The sequence below is a fragment of the Dyadobacter sp. CY312 genome (assembly GCF_021390535.1).
GTDB lineage: Bacteria > Bacteroidota > Bacteroidia > Cytophagales > Spirosomataceae > Dyadobacter.
This window is the reverse complement of the sequence record NZ_JAJUXG010000001.1, coordinates 373,622-393,240: the sequence shown is the minus strand read 5'-3', so window position 1 is coordinate 393,240 and position 19,619 is coordinate 373,622. Positions and strand designations below refer to the sequence as shown.

Annotated in this window: 19 protein-coding genes; 8 read left to right on the top strand and 11 right to left on the bottom strand. The window is 44.2% G+C overall.

Features of this window, described 5'->3' with window-relative positions; translation table 11 throughout:
• Positions 1–272: 272 nt before the first annotated feature.
• Both LZG71_RS01665 and LZG71_RS01660 read left to right on the top strand, forming a co-directional pair.
• Positions 273–1,235, top strand: coding sequence for an aldehyde reductase (locus LZG71_RS01665; RefSeq protein ID WP_233816347.1), 963 nt, complete (start codon positions 273–275; stop codon positions 1,233–1,235).
• A gap of 20 nt (positions 1,236–1,255) precedes the next feature.
• The gene (locus LZG71_RS01660) at positions 1,256–2,047 is read left to right on the top strand and encodes an AraC family transcriptional regulator (RefSeq protein ID WP_233816346.1); all 792 of its coding nucleotides are present in this window, start codon (positions 1,256–1,258) and stop codon (positions 2,045–2,047) included.
• Positions 2,048–2,122: 75 nt separating this feature from the next.
• Here LZG71_RS01660 and LZG71_RS01655 read toward each other — a convergent pair whose 3' ends face one another.
• The 6 genes from LZG71_RS01655 to LZG71_RS01630 form a co-directional block, all read right to left on the bottom strand.
• Positions 2,123–3,187, bottom strand: a complete 1,065-nt coding sequence (locus LZG71_RS01655; RefSeq protein WP_304488661.1) for an NAD(P)-dependent alcohol dehydrogenase — start codon at positions 3,185–3,187, stop codon at positions 2,123–2,125.
• 20 nt (positions 3,188–3,207) lie between these two features.
• The gene (locus tag LZG71_RS01650) at positions 3,208–3,780 is read right to left on the bottom strand and encodes a DapH/DapD/GlmU-related protein (protein ID WP_233816345.1); all 573 of its coding nucleotides are present in this window, start codon (positions 3,778–3,780) and stop codon (positions 3,208–3,210) included.
• 8 nt (positions 3,781–3,788) lie between these two features.
• On the bottom strand, positions 3,789–4,277 hold the full coding sequence (locus LZG71_RS01645) for a cyclophilin-like fold protein (RefSeq protein WP_233816344.1): 489 nt from the start codon (positions 4,275–4,277) through the stop codon (positions 3,789–3,791).
• A 15-nt stretch (positions 4,278–4,292) separates the two neighbouring features.
• On the bottom strand, positions 4,293–5,483 hold the full coding sequence (locus LZG71_RS01640) for an NAD(P)-dependent alcohol dehydrogenase (protein WP_233816342.1): 1,191 nt from the start codon (positions 5,481–5,483) through the stop codon (positions 4,293–4,295).
• Positions 5,484–5,485: 2 nt separating this feature from the next.
• Entirely contained in the window at positions 5,486–6,001 is a 516-nt protein-coding gene (locus tag LZG71_RS01635) for a cupin domain-containing protein (RefSeq protein WP_233816340.1), read from the bottom strand.
• 85 nt (positions 6,002–6,086) lie between these two features.
• Positions 6,087–6,965, bottom strand: coding sequence for an AraC family transcriptional regulator (locus LZG71_RS01630; protein ID WP_233816338.1), 879 nt, complete (start codon positions 6,963–6,965; stop codon positions 6,087–6,089).
• A 440-nt stretch (positions 6,966–7,405) separates the two neighbouring features.
• Between LZG71_RS01630 and LZG71_RS01625 the strand changes: the two genes are divergently transcribed.
• The 3 genes from LZG71_RS01625 to LZG71_RS01615 all read left to right on the top strand — a co-directional run bounded on the left by LZG71_RS01625 (position 7,406) and on the right by LZG71_RS01615 (position 9,387).
• Positions 7,406–8,170, top strand: coding sequence for an SDR family NAD(P)-dependent oxidoreductase (locus LZG71_RS01625; RefSeq protein ID WP_233816337.1), 765 nt, complete (start codon positions 7,406–7,408; stop codon positions 8,168–8,170).
• Positions 8,171–8,239: 69 nt separating this feature from the next.
• On the top strand, positions 8,240–8,644 hold the full coding sequence (locus tag LZG71_RS01620) for a cupin domain-containing protein (protein ID WP_233816335.1): 405 nt from the start codon (positions 8,240–8,242) through the stop codon (positions 8,642–8,644).
• Between the two features lie 179 nt (positions 8,645–8,823).
• Complete coding sequence (locus tag LZG71_RS01615; protein ID WP_233816333.1) at positions 8,824–9,387, top strand: sugar O-acetyltransferase; 564 nt, start codon at positions 8,824–8,826, stop codon at positions 9,385–9,387.
• Positions 9,388–9,487: 100 nt separating this feature from the next.
• On the opposite strand, the gene LZG71_RS01610 is transcribed toward LZG71_RS01615, so the two are convergent.
• The 3 genes from LZG71_RS01610 to LZG71_RS01600 all read right to left on the bottom strand — a co-directional run bounded on the left by LZG71_RS01610 (position 9,488) and on the right by LZG71_RS01600 (position 12,909).
• A complete protein-coding gene (locus tag LZG71_RS01610) occupies positions 9,488–10,567 on the bottom strand; it encodes an alkene reductase (RefSeq protein WP_233816331.1) in 1,080 nt (359 codons plus the stop codon).
• A 116-nt stretch (positions 10,568–10,683) separates the two neighbouring features.
• The gene (locus LZG71_RS01605; RefSeq protein WP_233816330.1) at positions 10,684–11,607 is read right to left on the bottom strand and encodes an NADP-dependent oxidoreductase; all 924 of its coding nucleotides are present in this window, start codon (positions 11,605–11,607) and stop codon (positions 10,684–10,686) included.
• A 294-nt stretch (positions 11,608–11,901) separates the two neighbouring features.
• Positions 11,902–12,909 carry an AraC family transcriptional regulator gene (locus tag LZG71_RS01600; protein ID WP_233816329.1) on the bottom strand — a complete coding sequence of 336 codons (1,008 nt, stop codon included), beginning with the start codon at positions 12,907–12,909 and terminating at the stop codon, positions 11,902–11,904.
• Positions 12,910–13,285: 376 nt separating this feature from the next.
• Between LZG71_RS01600 and LZG71_RS01595 the strand changes: the two genes are divergently transcribed.
• From LZG71_RS01595 to LZG71_RS01585, 3 genes are read left to right on the top strand one after another with little or no spacing between them, the layout of a single operon-like run.
• Positions 13,286–14,758, top strand: coding sequence for an ankyrin repeat domain-containing protein (locus LZG71_RS01595; protein WP_233816328.1), 1,473 nt, complete (start codon positions 13,286–13,288; stop codon positions 14,756–14,758).
• A 5-nt stretch (positions 14,759–14,763) separates the two neighbouring features.
• Positions 14,764–15,255 (top strand): DUF2271 domain-containing protein, encoded by a 492-nt coding sequence (locus LZG71_RS01590; RefSeq protein WP_233816327.1) that lies wholly within the window; start codon positions 14,764–14,766, stop codon positions 15,253–15,255.
• A gap of 15 nt (positions 15,256–15,270) precedes the next feature.
• Positions 15,271–17,463 (top strand): PepSY domain-containing protein, encoded by a 2,193-nt coding sequence (locus LZG71_RS01585; RefSeq protein ID WP_233816326.1) that lies wholly within the window; start codon positions 15,271–15,273, stop codon positions 17,461–17,463.
• Positions 17,464–17,620: 157 nt separating this feature from the next.
• Here LZG71_RS01585 and fdhA read toward each other — a convergent pair whose 3' ends face one another.
• Both fdhA and LZG71_RS01575 read right to left on the bottom strand, forming a co-directional pair.
• Positions 17,621–18,811, bottom strand: a complete 1,191-nt coding sequence (fdhA, locus tag LZG71_RS01580; RefSeq protein WP_233816325.1) for a formaldehyde dehydrogenase, glutathione-independent — start codon at positions 18,809–18,811, stop codon at positions 17,621–17,623.
• Between the two features lie 180 nt (positions 18,812–18,991).
• Entirely contained in the window at positions 18,992–19,393 is a 402-nt protein-coding gene (locus LZG71_RS01575; protein ID WP_233816324.1) for a heme-binding protein, read from the bottom strand.
• Between the last annotated feature and the right edge of the window lie 226 nt (positions 19,394–19,619).

Here is a 19,619-nt window from a genome sequence, read left to right as displayed (position 1 = left end):
TCTCCACAAGGTGAAGGATTCAAAAAAATACCTGTCTGGAGTTATCTTATGATTTCCTACACGCCACGCCTGCTCACCAGACGATGGAATGCGCGCTGACTTTGGGAGGTTCGGAAATGTCTGTACCATACAAGATCTTAAATAGCACTGATGTTCATGACATGGGGCTGGCTATGTAATCCTGGGCTTTGCAGCAAAGTAAAATTGGGCTTTACGACAAAGTCCGGAGTGTTTTTAATGCTGAATTTTGCAGTGTTAAAAATGAAAATAGAATGAAAAACACAACAGTATTGGTAACCGGAGGAACCGGATTTGTAGCGATCCATACCATCGCACAGCTATTGCAACAAGGCTATACCGTTAAAACAACCCTTCGCTCTCCTGACAAAAAAGGCGTTGTATTACAGGCATTGGAAGGGACAGACACAACAGGACTTTCCTTCCATTTTGCAGACCTGACGCTTGACGAAGGTTGGCAAGAAGCAACCCTGGGTTGCGATTACGTTTTGCATGTGGCCTCGCCTTTTCCGGCGCAGGATCCGGAAGATGAGAATGACCTGATTATTCCGGCAAGGGACGGCGCCTTGCGTGTATTAAAAGCGGCCCGTGACGCGGGAGTAAAACGAGTGGTGCTAACCTCATCTTTTGCGGCAGTGGGTTACAGCAAAAACATAGCAGGACATGTTTTTACGGAGGAAGACTGGACGGATGTTAGCGCTCCCCTCCCGGCCTACATAAAATCAAAAACCGTTGCTGAACGCGCTGCATGGGATTTTATACAGAACCAAGGTAACGGTATGGAGCTCTCCGTTATCAATCCCGTGGGGATCTTTGGTCCGGTGCTGGGTAACATTTCATCGGCTTCGCTGGACATTGCCGTGACAGGAATTATGAAAGGAACTACCAGCATGAGCGGCAATTTTACGATGGGGGTGGTAGATGTGAGAGATGTGGCCGACATCCACATCAAAGCCATGATGCACCCGGATGCGGCAGGTGAGAGATTTTTGGCTAATTCGGACGGCGTAATGAGTTTTTATGACGTAGCCGAACTGATTAGAAAAGAACGTCCGGGTTTGTCTGGAAATATAGCCTTGATGACGCCCACGCCCGAAGAATATTACAAACAAATGTCCAGTAAAAAAGCAGAAACGGTATTAGGCTGGAAACCGCGAAGCCGGGAAGAAGCCATTCTGGCAAGTGTCGATAGTGTTACAAAAAATGTAAATTTGTGACAAATAACCAGCGATGAGTCTTGAAGTTCAATAACATACATTCCTGCCACATCGGTCCGGAAATTTCGCCAGAGCAGTTTATTCCTGAACATTTTTTCCTGTATCTGCTGAGCGGTTCGATGATTGCCTATGATGGAAAGAACAGCTATTCGATGAAACCGGGCGACTACTGTATTGCCAGGAAAAATCATCTGGTGCGTTATACCAAATTCAGGCAGGACGACAGTTTTGAAAAGATAATTATCACACTTGATGAGCCATTTCTTAGAAACTTCCAGACCAGACATCCTTTAAAGGTAGAGGCGGTCGCCAATGACAATTCTTTTTTGTTTGTGCCCGAGACCAAATTCATCAGTAATTACATCCGGTCTCTTGAACCTTATTACAATGGCGACCTGCAGATTGATGAAACTTTTGCAGACGTAAAGCGGGAGGAACTGCTTTTGATCCTGCTTAAAAGCGACAAACAACTGGCTAATGTGCTTTTCAATTACAGCATTCCCGATAAATTGGATCTTGAAGAATTTATGCTTAGGAATTTCAGATTCAATGTGAGTATGGACCGCTTTGCATTTCTTACCGGAAGAAGTCTTTCGGCGTTTAAACGGGATTTTAAAACGATTTTTAACGAAGCCCCGCGCCGGTGGTTAATGAAGAAGAGATTGGAAGAAGCGCATTTTCTGATTCAGAAGCAACACAGGAAACCGGCCGACATATACATCGACCTCGGTTTCGAAGATCTCTCACACTTTTCGTTTGCCTTCAAAAAAACTTTTGGAAAAGCGCCTACGGAAGTTACGTCTGTGAATTGATAATTACCGGATTCTGTAAATTATAAATAACAAAATGAGGGCGTCTCAATTTGAATTTGAGACACCCTCACAATTTCAGTTATTTTTCAACGAAGCCATATCAATTACAAACCGATACTTCACATCGCCTTTAAGTAGTCTTTCGTATGCATCATTGATCTGATTCATATCAATCATTTCAATGTCGGCAACGATGTTGTGTTCGCCGCAGAAGTCGAGCATTTCCTGTGTTTCGGCAATACCACCGATCATTGAACCTGCAAAACTTTTACGACCCATGATCACGCTGAATGCTGCTACCGGCAGCGGATGTTCCGGTGCTCCAACGAGTGCCAGTGAACCATCCACGCGAAGCAAACTCAAATATGCATTGATATCGTGCTGTGCGGAGACCGCGTCCAGAATGAAATGTAGTTTTCCTCTGTAGGCAGCCATTTGTTCTTTGTCTTGGGACAACACCACTTCGTCTGCACCAAGGCGTTTTGCTTCTGCAAATTTGGATTCCGAAGTTGTGAATGCAACTACCTCTGCTCCCATTGCCTTAGCAATTTTGATGCCCATGTGTCCCAAACCGCCAATACCAACTACGCCTACCTTTTTACCCGGACCAACGTTCCAGTGGCGAAGCGGCGAATAGGTGGTAATTCCTGCGCAAAGCAATGGGGCAGCAGCAGCCAGATCCATATTTTCAGGAATACGCAATACATAATTTTCGTTCACGACAATCCTTTCAGAATAACCACCGAAAGTAGGCGAACCGGGTAGGTGCGGGTCGGGTGAGCCGTAAGTACCGGTCATGCCCTTTTCGCAAAACTGTTCAAGGTCTTCCTGGCAATATTGGCACTCACGACAGGAATCGACCATACAGCCCACTCCTACCAAATCTCCCACCTTGAATTTCTTTACATGATCACCCACGCTGACAATCCTGCCCACGATTTCGTGGCCGGGAACACAGGGATAGATCGATGGTCCCCATTCGCTTCTTGCGGTATGTAAGTCAGAGTGGCATACTCCGCAGAACTGGATATCAATCTCCACATCGTGCGGTGTAGGTTTTCTTCGTTGGATGCTCATTTGATCCAATGGCGCTTCTGCTGCCTCTGTTCCGTAAGCCTTCACGTTTGTCGTTTCAGTCATTTTATTAAGTGTTGAATAAATTATAGTTGTTCTTTTACCACTTTGGCCGGAATTCCTGCTACCACAGTATTGGCAGGAACGTCCCGACTTACCACCGCACCGGCTGCAACCACTGCATTTTCCCCAATCGTAACTCCTGGTAAAATCGTGGCACCTGCACCAATCCATGCATTGCGTTTGATTGTGACCGGTTTCAGGATCAAAGCTTTTCTGTCGGCAGGATCCAGTGGATGGTTCTCGGATGTAATATTCACGCGTGGACCAATCTGCACGTCATCTTTAATAATGATGCCACCTATGTCCAGAAAGGAGCAGGCATGGTTGATGAATACGTTTTTGCCAAGGGTGATATGTCGTCCGAAATTGGTATAAAACGGCGGAAAAATGGTTGTCGATTTATCGATCTCATTTCCGATGATTTCACTCAGTCTATTTCGAACATCATTCAAGTCAGTTGCTTCGGCATTCATTCGGACACAAAGCTGAATGGTTCCTGCAACTGCAGTACCGAAGTCTTCATACCCCGGATCCTCCTTACGGATCAGCTCTCCCGTACGCATTCTTGCAAATATATCGGCTTCTTTTTCTTCCATATGGCTTTTTATTCTAACGCAAAGCTCACCTCCACACGGCCGGACCCAAGCGCTGCGGCAAGCCCTGCAACGTCATTCACCTTGCCAATCCGTGTGTAGGTATATGAAGTGGGGAATGTCTTATAAAATAATACAAGGACGTTGGAAGTGTACAACATCAGATCCCCATTTTGAATCGTTCCCGGGTTGGTTGGATTGGCTGGCAAACTGTTCGGAAACTGGTAGAGTTTTTCATTGCCGTTTAGTTCATCCATCTGAACCGTAAGAGGCAACCGGGCTTTGAACGCTGTTGCGGTTGCATTGTTCACCAGTGTTGCCGTAAAGGTCTTCGCTCCTACTTTCACGATCAGCTTTCCGGAGGTAGTGTCAGTACTTGTCCCAATTTCTTCGGTTTCGTTTCCCATATCATTTACCAGTTCGGTACTGTCTGTTTTACAAGCCATAAATGCAATGAAGACAAGGGCGAGCTGCATGAAAATCATCACTGATTTTTTCATTTCTCAAACGGGTTGTTAAATGGTTGCTGCATCGATCACATACCTGTAACGTGCCTTTTTGTCCAACACCTTCGCCCATGCCTCATTCACTTCTGCGGCTTTGATGATCTGGATCTGTGGAAATACCTTATTATCAGCACAATATTGCACCACTTCCTGGGTCTCGGGAATACCGCCTATCAGTGAAGCGTTGAAATTGACCCTTGTATTGGCAAGACCGATGTTGCTCAGCATCAGGTTGAAACCCACCGGCATACCGACCTGCGTGTAAAAACCGTCGACTTTCACAACAGACGCGTAAGCCGCCACGTCATACTGAACCGGAATTGTCGAGATCATATAGTCCAGCTTACCCTTGTATGCTTTCAATTTAGCCAGGTCATCTACTACGATCACTTCTTTTGCACCAAACGCGAGAATATCTTTTACTTTTTCAGGTGATGTGGTAAATGCGTACACTTCTGCTCCTTTGGATACAGCCAGTTTCACTGCCAGATGTCCCAGTCCGCCAATTCCGGCCACACCTACTTTGTCACCTTTCTTAAATTTGGCTTTCATTAATGGAGCGTAGGTAGTAATGCCGGCACAGAGTAAAGGCGCGGCCTCTTCCAGACTAATGTGATCGGGAATGTGAACTGCAAAGTGATCCCTGACTACGATGTTGTTGGAATAGCCTCCCTGGGTTATCCCGGAAGGAGCAGTTTTATCGGGATTCCCGTAAGTAAACAACGTTTTACCATTGTCGCAAAACTGTTCTTCGCCATGTTTGCAGCTGTCGCAGGTCATGCAGCTGTCCACCATGCACCCGACCCCTGCCCTGTCTCCGACTTTGAATTTGGTAACATTTTTTCCAACAGCCGTCACAATGCCTGCAATTTCATGCCCGGGCACCTGCGGATACGGTTGCGGCCCCCAGTCGCCTTTCATCTGATGGATATCCGAATGGCAAATGCTTGCGAATTTAATGTCGATCAGCACATCATGATCACCTACCGGCCGGCGTTCAAATTCCCACAGGCTCAGTTTGCCGGATGCATCTTTGGCTGCATAACCTTTTGACCTGATGGTTTTGGTAGCCAGATTTTTCGGTGTTTGCGAGAAAAGTTTGGTATGACCTGCCACCGATAATCCTACTCCCGCGATTGCCGTTTGCAAAATAAATTTTCTTCTGGAAGAGCCAGGTTTTATGCTGTTATGTCCTTTCATTTCTATTTTTGGTTATTATATTCCTGATCCGTTACAGGCTGCATCCATTTCACAATCCCTTTTCCAACATTGGGAATGATGTACATTTGTTGCATGCCCGAATTAGCAGTAGCACCATGCCAGTGCACCACACCAGGAGGGCATTTTACTACATCGCCTTTTTTCAGTTCCTCTCTCGGCTGGCCTTTGATCTGGTGATAACCGGAGCCTTCGGTAATTATCAGGATTTGTCCTGCCGGATGCTCGTGCCAGTTGCTTCGCGCGCCGGGTTCAAAGTAAACATTGCCTACAACGGTCGTCAGCGAGCTGTCGGCCGGTACCAGGCCATAGTTCCATACTTTTCCTGTAAAGTTTTCGGCGGGACCCTGTTTTCCTTTGGGGAAAATACCTTTGCTTACATCCGGATGTTTACTCTGGCTCTGCGCTTTGGAATAGGCTGAAAGCATCACCACCGAAGCGATCACGATTGTTCTTTTTATTGAGGTAGTCAGCCGATGGGCTTGAATTTTATTTTTCATAGACTGTATTTGTTTTAATACAAAACAAAGTTACCCGCTCAGGAGGCTGGGCGGGTAACGACAATCAAACCGAAAATTAAGAATTTCAAACTTCCGCCATACGCAATGCTTTTGGGTTGGTGCCCGTCATGCGTTTGAAAAAGTTGTTGAAGTAAGTGGGATATTCAAAGCCAAGTGCATAGCCAATTTCAGAAATGTTCCAATCGGTGTGCTGTAAAAGCGCTTTTGCTTCCGCAATCATGCGCTCCGTAATGTGGGCGGTGGTGGGTTTTCCGGTAACCTGCTTCACAGCACGATTCAGATAATTGACATGCAGATTCAGGTTTCCAGCATAATCCTGTGCAGTTTTAAGTTGCAGCGGACGGTCAGCAGTTTCAATCGGAAATTGCCTTTCCAGTAACTCAAGAAATACAGAAGTAATGCGGGAGGCCGCGTTTTTTTGCTGGCTGTAATTTTCAGAGGGTTGCAGTTTGAGTGCCTCGTGGATGATCAGGTTGATGTAGTTGCGCATGAGGTCGCTTTTGAAAGTGTAATCCTGCTTTTGTTCTTCTATCATCCTCTCAAACAGGCTGTTTAAAAACTGACGCTGCGTTTCCGTGATATGCAGTATAGGTGTTCCTCCCAGCTTAAAAAATGGAGATTGCTGCAAACTTTCCGAGCGCTCGCCCTGTAAGAGAAATTCCTCCGAAAACAGGCAGGTATAACCCACATAACTGGTCGAAAGTGTTTCCCAGGAATAAGGAATGTGCGGATTTCCGAAAAACAACACCGTTCCTTCGGTTTCAAAGCTACGGTCGGAATAATGAATTTTACTTTTACCGGTTGTCAGGCAAATTTTGTAAAAATCCTTCCTGCTGTATATCCTCGTAGCGTTGCCGTCGTCCTCGATCTGAAATACATTAAAGCCTTTCAACCTCAAATCGTTGTTGAATTCACAAACCGATCTTTGTTTTAAATCTTCCATAAAACCATATTAAGAATTACATCACAAACGCGATTACCTGTGCAAGATAAAGCTATATGATCTGCAATTATTCCTGCAACGCCTTTAATTTCATCATTTGGTTTGAAATTCTTAATAGAAGGTTTGAAAATCTTTACTGAATGGCAGCAGCAAATCTAAACTTTGTAGTTAGCTCATATAGTTTCAATCAACCGGGCTGCGGACTGAAACTGGCCTATATGGGAGCGGTCAGCGGAGCATCGATCCCCTATTGAAACAAAAATTTATGGTCATTTTATTGACTTATCTTCGCTTACCGGAATAGGTGCGACAGGAAATGGCAGTGTATGCAGCTGCAAAGTTGTTGTGAGGGCTACATGTGCAGATTTAAGAACGCAGATGAAGCAAAACCTGTTAATCAGGAAATCTAAAAGAGGGAGAATAATCAAATGTAAAAGCAAATGGCCAGAGTTTTCATTACCGGATCAGCCGACGGACTAGGCTTATTAACAGCCAGGGAATTAATTGCGCTGGGGCATCAGGTGGTGCTTCATGCCCGCAATGAAAAAAGAGCAGAACAGGCTCTTGAGAAGGTACCGCAAGCGGAAACTGCACTGGTAGCTGATCTCTCTGACATGGATCAAACAATAGAACTTGCATCAAAAGTGAATGGTTTGGGTACCCTCGATGTCGTCATTCATAATGCAGGTATTTACCAATCATCAGGTCAGAATGCAGGAAAGAGCAACCTGCCAGACCTCCTGGTTGTCAACACCCTCGCTCCCTACATTCTGACGTGTTTGATAAAAAGACCCAGACGGCTCATTTACCTGGCTTCGGACATGCATCTGCAAGGTAACTCGGGCTTGGAAAATTTAACAATCGCTGGTTTAAAAACTGGCTCAATTTCCTATTCAGATACAAAACTGCACAATGTAATTTTGTCTATGGCCGTAGCACGCAAATGGGAAGGAATCTATGCAAATGCCGTCGACCCGGGTTGGGTACCGACAAAGATGGGAGGAATTGGTGCGCCAGGAAATCTTGAACAGGGTATTCAGACTCAGGTATGGCTTGCCACCAATGAGGATTCAAGGGCCAAAGTCAGTGGCTGTTACTTCTACCATAAAAAACAGAGCGATTTTCAACTTGCTGCCAAGAACAACGATGTTCAGGACAAGTTCCTCGCCTTATGTGAAGAGATTACGGGAGTAGCATTTTATTAAAGTGCGCCAGCAGGCTAAGAGCCTCAGCATCAGGTTCTGAATTAAACTGGAAAACAAAAATATCATATTATGGAAATCACAAAAATAGGTAGCAGACCTTCTGCCAAAGGACCACAGGACTGGTTCACAGGAGCAGTTAGAATCGATCCGCTTTTCGATGCCAATGAAGCAAGGCGCGGTGCATCAGCGTTGGTTACTTTTGAACCGGGTGCACGCACCGCCTGGCATACACACCCACTCGGACAAACGCTTATCGTGACAGCCGGTTGCGGCTGGGTACAACGTGAAGGCGGTCCGATTGAAAACATTTTTCCAGGTGACGTGGTCTGGTTTGAACCAAACGAAAAGCATTGGCACGGAGCCACCGCTACAAACGGAATGTCCCACATTGCGATCCAGGAAAATCTTGATGGAAAGGTTGTAGACTGGATGGAGCATGTCAGCGAAGAGCAGTATCGTGCGACTCAAAGGTGAGTTTGTTTTATAGAAATAGTTTAAGAGATGCTCAGATGTTTGTCAGATTGAGTAACTATTTCTTGGAGCAAAAAATTGTACTCAGCATGACATTAATACCTCGAATAAGAATAATATTACACTGGAATAAAGAACTCGGTCCACATTATTAGGCATTTGAAAATTTAAAATAGCAGTAAATGAATGGTTTAACAGAAAAAGAAAAGATGCTGTCCGGAGCGTTGTACCTTGCTTTCGATCCTGAACTTTTTGAGGAGAGGCAAATCGCAATGGATTTACTATATGAATTCAATCACCTTCATCCCAGAAAAGCTGAGGAAAGAAAGCAGAACCTGAAAAAGCTGTTTGGATCGGTTGGTGAAAACTGTTGGGTAGAGCAGCGTTTCCATTGTGATTATGGTTATAACATCCGCGTTGGCGATAATTTTTATGCAAACGTTGGGTGTACCATTCTCGATTGCGCTCCGGTAACGATTGGCGATAACGTGTTACTTGCTCCGGGCGTGAGTCTGTACACGGCAGGCCACCCGACGGATACCGTTCAAAGAATTTCAGGCCTCGAATACGCTTATCCGATCAGCATTGGAAACAATGTCTGGCTCGGCGGCAATGTGGTTGTGCTTCCAGGCGTAAGCATTGGGGATAATACCATCATTGGCGCAGGAAGTGTGGTTACGAAAGATATACCGGCCAATGTAATTGCGGTCGGTAATCCATGCCGTGTGATTAAAGACAATATTTAGAATCGTAACACTTTAGCTCGGATAGTTTTAATAAAACGTATTTAAACTATTGATAATGATATACTTAAAACTGCCACCTGTTAAAGTGGCAGTTTTAGGTTTAATCGTTCAAGAACGGATAATCGGTGTATCCATGCGCGCCTCCACCATACATCGTAGACTGATCCGGCTGGTTCAATTCTGCATCCAATTCAAACCTTTCGGGAAGATCAGGATTGGCCAGAAACAGTGAGCCGTAAGAAATTATTTTCGCGATGCCCTTTTCCAGTTCTGCTTCTCCACTTTCTTTATTCAAACCACCATTGGCGATGACCAGGTGTTTACTTATTCTGCCAAATGTTTCTATTGTATTTTTAGGGTAGTTGGGGAAGCTGTCCAAAGGAAACACGCTGTTCATCAAATGAATGTAAGCCAGTGGCAATTCATTCAGCGCTTCGATCAAAGGTGAGAATTGTGCTACTGGATCACTGTTTATTATGCTGTTATAATACACAGTCGGCGATAACTTAATACCAACTTTATCGCTGCCCGCCGCCTCAACAAGTTCCTGCATTACTTCCAACACAAAGCGGTTCCTGTTTTCAATACTGCCACCATACTCGTCAGTCCTGAGATTGGCACTTTCTGATAAAAACTGGTTTGGTAAATATCCGAATGCTGCATGCAGTTCAACGCCGTCAAAACCGGTTTCTATAGCATTGCTGGCAGCCTGCCCATAATCCTTCACGATCTGTTTGATCTCATGTGTGGTTAATTCCTGTGGCGTTTCGTAATCTTTTAACCCCTGGGAGGTGAAATGCTGCTGTCCTGTTATACCTATCGCGGATGGCGCAACCGGAAGTTTCCCTTTCCTGTCCACAGAATGCCCAACACGGCCCGTATGCCAAAGCTGTGCATAGATCACACCGCCTTGGTCATGAACGGATTTTGTTACTTTCTTCCATGCGTCAATTTGCTCCTGGTTATACAAACCAGGTGTTAGCGGACTACCCAGCGCCTGTTCTGATATATTGATACCCTCCGTGATGAGAAATCCTGCACTTGTCCGTTGGGTGTAATATAAAGTCGTTATATCCGACACAACACCTTCGCTGTCAGCACGGCTGCGCGTCATGGGCGCCATTGCAAGTGCGTTCTCCAATGTCTGTGCCCCTAATTTTACCTTTTCTAATAATTTCATTGTCGTTTAATTGTCTTATGTGATAGCTCTAAATTGTATTGTTTGATCTGAAAATGGCTTGTCTTGTCGACCTGTGATCCGGTCAATTTTTATTTCTGTTTTTTGTTGAGTTAAAATCAATCTACCAAAAGGATAACCTTTCCATTTACGCCACCGGCCGCTAAAAAATCCTGAGCTAGGGCCGCTTCTTCAAGCTTAAATGTTTTGGAAACGATTGGTCTGAATTTCCCTGCTGCCATCAGGTCAATGCCATTTTGAAGTGTCCTGGAAGATATGTCGGATGCCACAAACCTGGCCTCCACTTTGTATTGTTCTGCCAGTTGCTGTGATGGTGGTATCACAATACTCAACAGTTTTCCGCCCGGCTTTAACACCTGAAAAAGTTTTTCCTGAGCTTCGCCCCCAGCGGTATCTGCCACCAGGTCGACATTGTCAACTATATGGGCTACATCCTGTGATTTGTAATCAATCACCTGGTCTGCACCAAGACTTTTGGCTAGTTCCACACCTGATCCTGATGCTGTGGCAATCACATATGCACCGGCAGCTTTGGCCAATTGAACCATTGCTCCACCGGCAGCACCTGCTCCACCCTGGATAAGAACTTTTTGCCCCTTTTCAAGTTTTCCGGCTGTGAAAAGCACCGACTGTGCAGTCCCGATATTGACACCGATCGATGCAGCCTCTTTGAAGGACAAACTTTTCGGTTTCAGGAGAACAAAATTTTCGTTTAACAAAACATACTCCGCGTAACCGTTTGTTTTAGTAAGCGCAATCACCTCATCACCCACGCTGAATGCAGACACATTGTCTCCAATGGCAACAATTACACCCGATGCCTCACCGCCGGGAGTAAAAGGCATTTCAACGGGACGCGCGGTCTTCATAAAGCCCATTCGTATTTTGATATCAATCGGATTCACACCGGCTGCCTTAACCTGGATTAAAACATCCTTTTCATTTTGGATTGTTGGTATTGGAACTTCAACCTGTTCAATTACGTCCGAATCTCCATAGGTTCTATATTGAATTGCTTTCATTATTTTGCAGTAAAAAGTAGATAATTGATAAAATCGTAAACAGCACGGATACTGTTATACGTTATTGGTAAAATATCAAGATCAGATGACGCTGATTAACAGTCCTTTGATACCATTACCAGATGCTATTTGCATTTAAAGAGGCTTTGTGGAAAGGGTGCGGATGAGTTTTTCATTTGTCATATTTAAATCCATACACAAATTTAGAAGTTGCTTATTGGGTAAAATAGCTGAAAAAGACAGAAGAATAGTCCGATCCGACGAAAGCTGTTGGATGTGAAAGAAAAAGGAGACTTATGAATTGTAGGAGAACTTCTTTGGCGTAATGCCGTATTGTTTTTCGAATAATCTGCTGAAATGGCTAAGATTTGAAAACCCGAGCTCATAGCCGACTTCGGAGACGGAATGTCTGGCTTGTTTTAGCAAAAACGCGGCTTCTTCCATTCGTGCCTTCTGGTAATAATTGTATATCGTATCACCAAATGTTTGCTTGAAGAGCTGTTTCAGTTTCGTCTCGCTCATGGAAGCCATAAGGGCTAATTCGTTCAAAACCGGCGGTTTACTCAGATCACGCAATACCTCATTTCGAATGATTAAAAGTTTCTCTGCGTCACTGCTGTTTATATTCTTGAAAGTAGCATTTTCTCTGAGTGACAACTTACTAAAAAGCAAGTACATCAGCTCCTGTACCTTGATCTGCACATAGAAATTGTTCAGGGAGTTATTCATATCAACGGATACAATGTTTTTAAGTATCAGTTGCATTTCCGGATCCAGACTTTCGAAGAAGAGAAAGGACGCGTTTTCCGCTGTGATGGTTTTTATCGTACTGTTGGGCTTTTCAATGGATAGAATAGCGCGTAACCTGTCGACACCTATCGCGACCACCACATATTGGATATTACTGCCGGCGGGAAAACGTATTTCGGTGCTCAGGTCATTGGTAGATAAAAGAATGGAAGAGTCGCCTTTCTGTGAAGATGGTACGCTCTTCTCCGTATTATATTTTACTTCAAGATTTTCCCAATGATTGTAAAAGAAAATGGCACGTACGCTAGCAGACGCCGGCGCAGGATTTCGCTTGACGATTAAATCTTCATTGAGCGTATACCTATGGATCGTTAATTTGAAATCATCTCCAAACGTTACTTTCCGCACATAACCCTCTCCCATCGCCTTTGGAATTTCCAGGAAATTATCCCGCACTGGAACATTGATTTGTTTGCCAAACAATGTGATGAAGTCAAAACCCGGAGCGGTAGTAAAGTCGAAGATCATGGTAAGACGTAAATGATTACACATCTAATATGATGTAAATTTCCCGGAATATGAATCTGTTTTTGTTAACTTTTATTTCATAAATACAATATTTAAGAAGGGTGCTTCTATTATTCAATCGTATCCAGCTGAACCCGGTATCATCAAAACAGGCTCCATTTCTCTACCCGTCTTTTTGATCCCCGACAACCCAAAGTTGTGTTGCAGATTTCCATGAGCCTGATTATTTTTTCTTTTATGTATTAATAATAAAAGATTAAAGAGGAATAAATGTGGATTTTTGATTTTAAATACTTTGTATAAAAGTTCCGAGCCGCTATTTAGACCAATTATTATTAGTTTTACTTCACTAACTTTATCTGATAAATAAAAGGACGATAGTCCAAGTAATCTTTCTTGTATGAAAAAAATATTTATCGCTGCTTTTGCTTTGTTTTCCTACACGGCTCATGCTCAGCAAAATGTGCTTTTAGAACAATCTTTCTGGAAGACCTCTCCTGATGTTAATGCTGTAAAAGCAGAGATAGCCAAGGGAAGTAATCCTGCACAATTTAATGGAGCCAGTTTTGATCCTGTGGTTATGGCGATCAATTCCGGAGCGCCAACTGAGACGATCAAATTTCTACTGGAACAGCCCGGGAATGATATCAATAAAATTACACATGACAGTCGCTCCTATTTCCACTGGGCAGCCAGCAAAGGAAATACCGAATTGATGGAGTATCTGGTTTCAAAAGGAATTAAAACCGGAACAATCGATAGCCATGGTGCTACTCCTTTGAACTTCGCTGCGGGTGGTGGCCAGAGCAATACAAAGGTTTACGACATCTGCCTTGCCAACGGTGCTGATTTGAAAAAAGACGTGAATGATGCAGGTGCCAACGCACTTTTGCTGGCCATCGCAAATGACAAGGATTTTGCGCTTACAAATTATTTTGTTTCAAAAGGGCTTAGCCTTAAAAGTGTAGATGCTGCCGGTAACAATGCTTTCAGTTACGCTGCCCGTTCAGGTAAAATAGATTTGTTGAAAGCCCTTCTTGAAAAAGGAGTTCCGGCAACAGATCAGGCATTTTTAATGGCTGCACAGGGATCTCGCGGTGGCGCCAACACAATTGAATTATACCAATATCTGGAAAGTATCAAACTTAAACCAGGTGTAGTTGGAAAACATGGCGAAACGGCTCTGCATGCTGTGGTTCGCAGACCAAAACAAAATGACATCGTCAAATATTTCCTTTCAAAAGGACTGGATGTAAACAAAGCTGACGAAGATGGGAATACACCATTTTTGAACGCGGCAGCTGCCAACAGAGATTTGGATGTTTTGAATTTGCTTGTACCAACTGTTAAGGATATTAATCAGGTAAATGGTAAGGGGGTTTCTGCACTTGCTTTGGCAGTACGAGGTAATTCTCCCGAGGTGGTTGAGTTCCTGATTGGCAAAGGTGCTTCTGTTGCGACCGTTGATCAGAGTGGCGACAACCTTGCTGCTTACCTGGTGCAGTCTTACTCTCCACAAAGAGCTGCGGATTTTACAGCCAAACTTAAAGTTTTGCAGGACAAAGGCTTCAAAGTTACGCAGGCACAAAAGAATGGCAACACGCTATATCACCTTGCTGTGGCTAAAAATGACCTTTCATTGGTCAAAAGCCTGCAACCTTACGGCGTTGATGTGAATGCAAAAAACAGCGAAGGTGTAACGCCTCTACACAAAGCTGCAATGATTTCGAAAGACGACAGTATTTTGAAATATCTTGTTTCAATTGGCGCAAAAAAAGAGATTCTTACCAGCTTTGAAGAGTCGGCTTTTGACCTGGCCAAAGAAAATGAAACGCTTGCAAAAAACAATGTTCCTGTTGATTTCTTAAAATAATACTCATGTCCAATATTTTTAAAACAGTGCTTCTGGTACTGTGTCTGTCTTTCTTCAATGCAACCAAAATGCAGGCGCAAACCGGAACGAGTAAATATAAATGCATGATTCAGATGAGCAACTATATGGGCGAAGGTGCTTATGTGGTGATCTCGTTGATCAATCCTAAAAATGCTTACGACAAAACGCTTTACGTGCTCGGACCGGATAAACAATGGTATAAAACAATAAAGGAATGGCATGCTGCCAACGCCAAAAAACCGACGAATATCAGTGCGATCACCGGTGCATCGGTAACGGGTGGCGACCGCAGCGTGAATACGATTGAAATCGATAATGCCAAAATAAATAAGGGTTACAAATTGAGGTTCGAAAGTGCAGTGGAAGACAAGGAGTATTATGTAAAAGACCTTGAAATTCCATTAACGACTGAATCACTTTCGAAAAAGAGCGACGGTACGGGTTACATCCGTTACGTTCGGTTTAGCCCTAATTAATTCTCAGCGCATTTTATGACCATTTCCGTATGGAGATACAGCCACTTAATACTGGCTGTATCTTCTTTTATTTTACTGACCCTTGCATCCATAACAGGGATTATCCTGGCCTTTCAACCTGTATCGGAGAGGCTTCACTCCTATCGTGCCGATCAATTCGACTCCATTACGCTTGCACAGTCGCTCCCTCAGTTGCGGGATAAATATCCTGGCATCAGTGAATTATCGGTTGATTCACACCAGTCGGTGCTTATTAAAGGAACTGATGCGGATGGCGAAAAATTACTTTCCTATGTGGATCCGGGTACCGGGAAATTACTTGGAGTTCCCGAACCAAAAAGTGAATTTTTTGAATGGGTAACTGCCCTTCACCGGTCTCTTTTTTTGAAAGAAACTGGTCGCTTTTTCATTGGGTTAACGTCATTTTTATTACTTCTGATCACCATTTCGGGCACCATGCTCGTGATTCAGCGTCAACAGGGTTTGAAGCGCTTTTTCACAAGTATCGTACGAGAAAACTTTGCTCAGTATTATCACGTCGTTCTGGGCAGGCTTTCATTGATTCCTATATTTGTAATAGCACTGAGTGGTACCTATTTATCCCTTGTACGCTTCGAGCTTATAAAATCCCCGATCATTTCATCAGATGTTGACTTTGATGCGATCAAAACGGAACCGGAGAAGAAAGCAACTGATTTTGAGATTTTTAAAACGGTATATCTTTCTGATGTGAAATCGGTCGAGTTTCCTTTTTCAGAGGATCCGGAAGATTATTTTACTTTAAAATTAACCGACAAAGAAGTTACGGTAAATCAGATTACAGGTGATATTCTTACCGAGGTGAAATACCCTACGACTGCAATGTTCACTGAGCTGAGCCTGGATCTCCACACTGGGCGAACCAACATTGTCTGGGCGATTGTTCTTGCCGTTGCCTCCGGTAATATCCTGTTCTTCATATATTCCGGTTTTGCCATCACGCTGAAAAGAAGGAAGAACAGAGTTAGGAACAACTTTACAGCTGATGAAAGTGAGTTTGTAATTCTGGTAGGTTCGGAAAATGGAAGCACTTTTGGTTTTGCAAATGCAATTGGCAAACAACTCATGGCTGCCGGAAAATCGGCTTATGTAACAGAATTGAATAACTATAAAGTCTTCCCAAAGGCTGAGCACATTATTGTGATGACGGCGACGTATGGACTGGGTAATCCACCAACGAACGGAACAAGTTTTGAAAAGCTGCTGGAGAAGCATCCTCAGAATAGGAATGTCCGATATTCGGTGCTTGGTTTTGGATCACATGCTTATCCTGATTTCTGCAAATTTGCTTTCGAGGCAGACAATCTCTTAGCCAAACAAAAATGGGCTGTTCCACTGCTCGAAATCCATACCATTAATGATAAGTCACCCGAGGAATTTGGTCAATGGGCTTCTACCTGGTCGCAGCATGCCGACATTCCTTTGGAAGTTTCAGCCGAACTGATTACCAGGCAAGAGCCGATGCAATCTTTTTCGGTTGTCGAAAAAACCATGGTAGCGGGGCCTGGTGAATCCTTTTTAATGAAGCTTCGAATAAATGGTGATTCCAATTTCACTTCCGGAGATTTGCTGGCTATTTATCCCGCCAATGACCACCGTGAGCGCTTGTATTCCATCGGTAAAATCGGGAATGACATTCAGCTTGGTGTTAAACTGCATGAGCATGGAATAGGCTCCGAATTTCTTTACAAGCTTGATTCCAATACTGTTTTTGATGCGCGTATTGTTGAAAATGGTCACTTTCATTTCCCTTCCGGGGTTCCTTCGGTTATGATGATTTCGAATGGAACGGGTATCGCGCCTTTCCTGGGCATGATTGATCACGACTGCCCGGAAACAAAACGTTTCCTGTATTGTGGTTTCCGTGACAAGGCGTCTTTTGCTTTATATGAAAAAGCCATTAAACAAAGTGAAGTGGATGGAAAACTGGCTTCGTTACAGGTTGCATATTCCCGCGAGGGAGAAAAACAATATGTGAAAGACCTACTGATAAAAGATCAGGAACTGGTGGCGGGTGTGCTTGCAGGCAACGGCGTTATCATGCTTTGCGGTTCTCTTTCAATGCAAAAAAATGTGATTGAACTCATTGATCACATCTGCGAAACCAGGCTTGGCAAAGATGTGAGTTACTATCAATCGCATGGTCAGATTCTGATGGATTGTTATTGAGGCTGTTGTAGCAAACAATCGAATCTCTGTGTAACTATTTAATAAGAAAAGTGGAATCTGACACCAGGCAGATTCCACTTTTCTTTTGGCGATTCATAACGATAAACATTTACCGGGATTTGGTTCGATACCTGAATCCTGTTTTTTTGACTTTACTCTAATTGGAAATCATGTTGTGAGGATCAATCACGAATTTTTTGGCTGCGCCTTTATCAAAGTCGCTGTAACCTCTGATTGCATCGTTGAGTGATATCACCTCTACATTAACGGCATCGGCAATTTTGATTTTGTCGTAGAGAATCGCATTCATGAGCTGACGATGGTACTTCATTACAGGGCACTGACCTGTATGAATGGAATGAGACTTGGCCCAACCCAGCCCAATTCGGATACTGAGGCTTCCCTTTTTGGCTGCTTCATCCACCCCTCCCGGATCTCCGGTCACGTACAAACCCGGAATACCGAGTTGCCCGCCTGCGCGGGTAACTTCCATGATTGAATTCAATACCGTTGCAGGCTGTTCCACGCCGCTGTCATGACCGTGCCCTTTTGCTTCAAAACCTACACAATCCACAGCGCAATCCACTTCCGGAACACCTACAATGGCCTCAATCTGATCTGCAAGTGAGGCATCTTTTTTGAGATCGATCACTTCGCATCCAAAGCTTCGTGCCTGTTCGAGCCTTTCATCAATCATATCGCCAACGATTACCAGCGCGGCACCCAGCAAATGACATGAAGCCGCACAGGCAAGTCCGACAGGACCCGCACCTGCAACATACACAATACTGCCCGGTCCTACACCGGCAGTAACAGCACCATGAAAACCTGTTGGGAAAATATCAGACAGAAGCGTAAGATCCTTGATTTTGGCCATAGCCTGATCACTGTCGGGGAATTTGAGCAGATTGAAATCTGCATAAGGAACCATCACATATTCTGCCTGTCCGCCTACCCAGCCTCCCATGTCCACATAGCCATAAGCAGCACCGGGACGTGCAGGATTTACGTTCAGGCAAATACCCGTTTGCCCTACTTTGCAATTCCGGCAGCGTCCGCAGGCAATGTTGAAAGGAACGGAAACCAGATCTCCTTCCTTGATGAACTCTACATCTTTGCCGGCTTCAATTACGAGGCCCGTAATCTCATGACCCAACACAAGTCCTGCCGGCGCGGTGGTTCTCCCGCGTACCATGTGCTGATCACTACCACAGATATTGGTGGAAACAATTTTAAGTATAACACCGTGCTCACATTTTCGATCGCCCAGTGCAAGTTTTGGATATTCAATTTCCTGAATTTCGACTACTCCCGGGCTTACATAAGCTACTCCATGATTCTGACACATAAGAAATACATTTTAAGTTAGAGATTATTACATGCTTTGGGGTGCAGCTATGCGTTAGGGATTGCAGCGGAAAGCCCGGAGCACAGCGCAGAGCAACGGAGCTGTGTGAGGACTTGGAGCGAAAAGCCCGGCCCGCAGGGAAACGCCATATCATTGTGCACCATTTCAATACCACATTTTTTAACTGACCGCGTCTGCTCCGGCCTGTGCCACAATGTGATCATTCTCCACGCTGTCTCCCGATACGCCTACCGCGCCAATAATATCGCCATTCCCATTTTTCACAAGTACACCGCCGGGGAAGGAAATTAATCCGCCGTTGGAATGTTCGATGTTATAGAGCGGTCCGCCAGGCTGGGAAAGTTTGCCGATCTCGCCTGTTGGCATGTTAAAATAGCGGGCGGTCCTGGCCTTTTTCTGTGAAATATCTATGGAACCCAACCATGCATCGTCCATGTGTGCGAACGCGACAAGATTAGTCCCTGAGTCAACTACGGCTATATTCATTTTCGTGTTAATTTCTACCGCTTTGGCTTGCGCAGCAGCAATTATAGTTTGTGCTTGTTCCAATGTAACATTCATAGCATTTCAGTTTTAGATTTAGAAAGACCAATGTTACCAATTTGAAGCGAGTCGAAATGGAACAATCCTCTTTACTATTGGAACAATGATATAAATTTGAATATCTTTAACCCGGATTACGCATTAGCTCATGGTCCGAAATAAAATTTTGCTTCACTGGCATTTCAGTTCTTGTTCCACAGGCCCCGGCCTGCCATCACAGCGAACTTCACGCCAATTTTGCAAA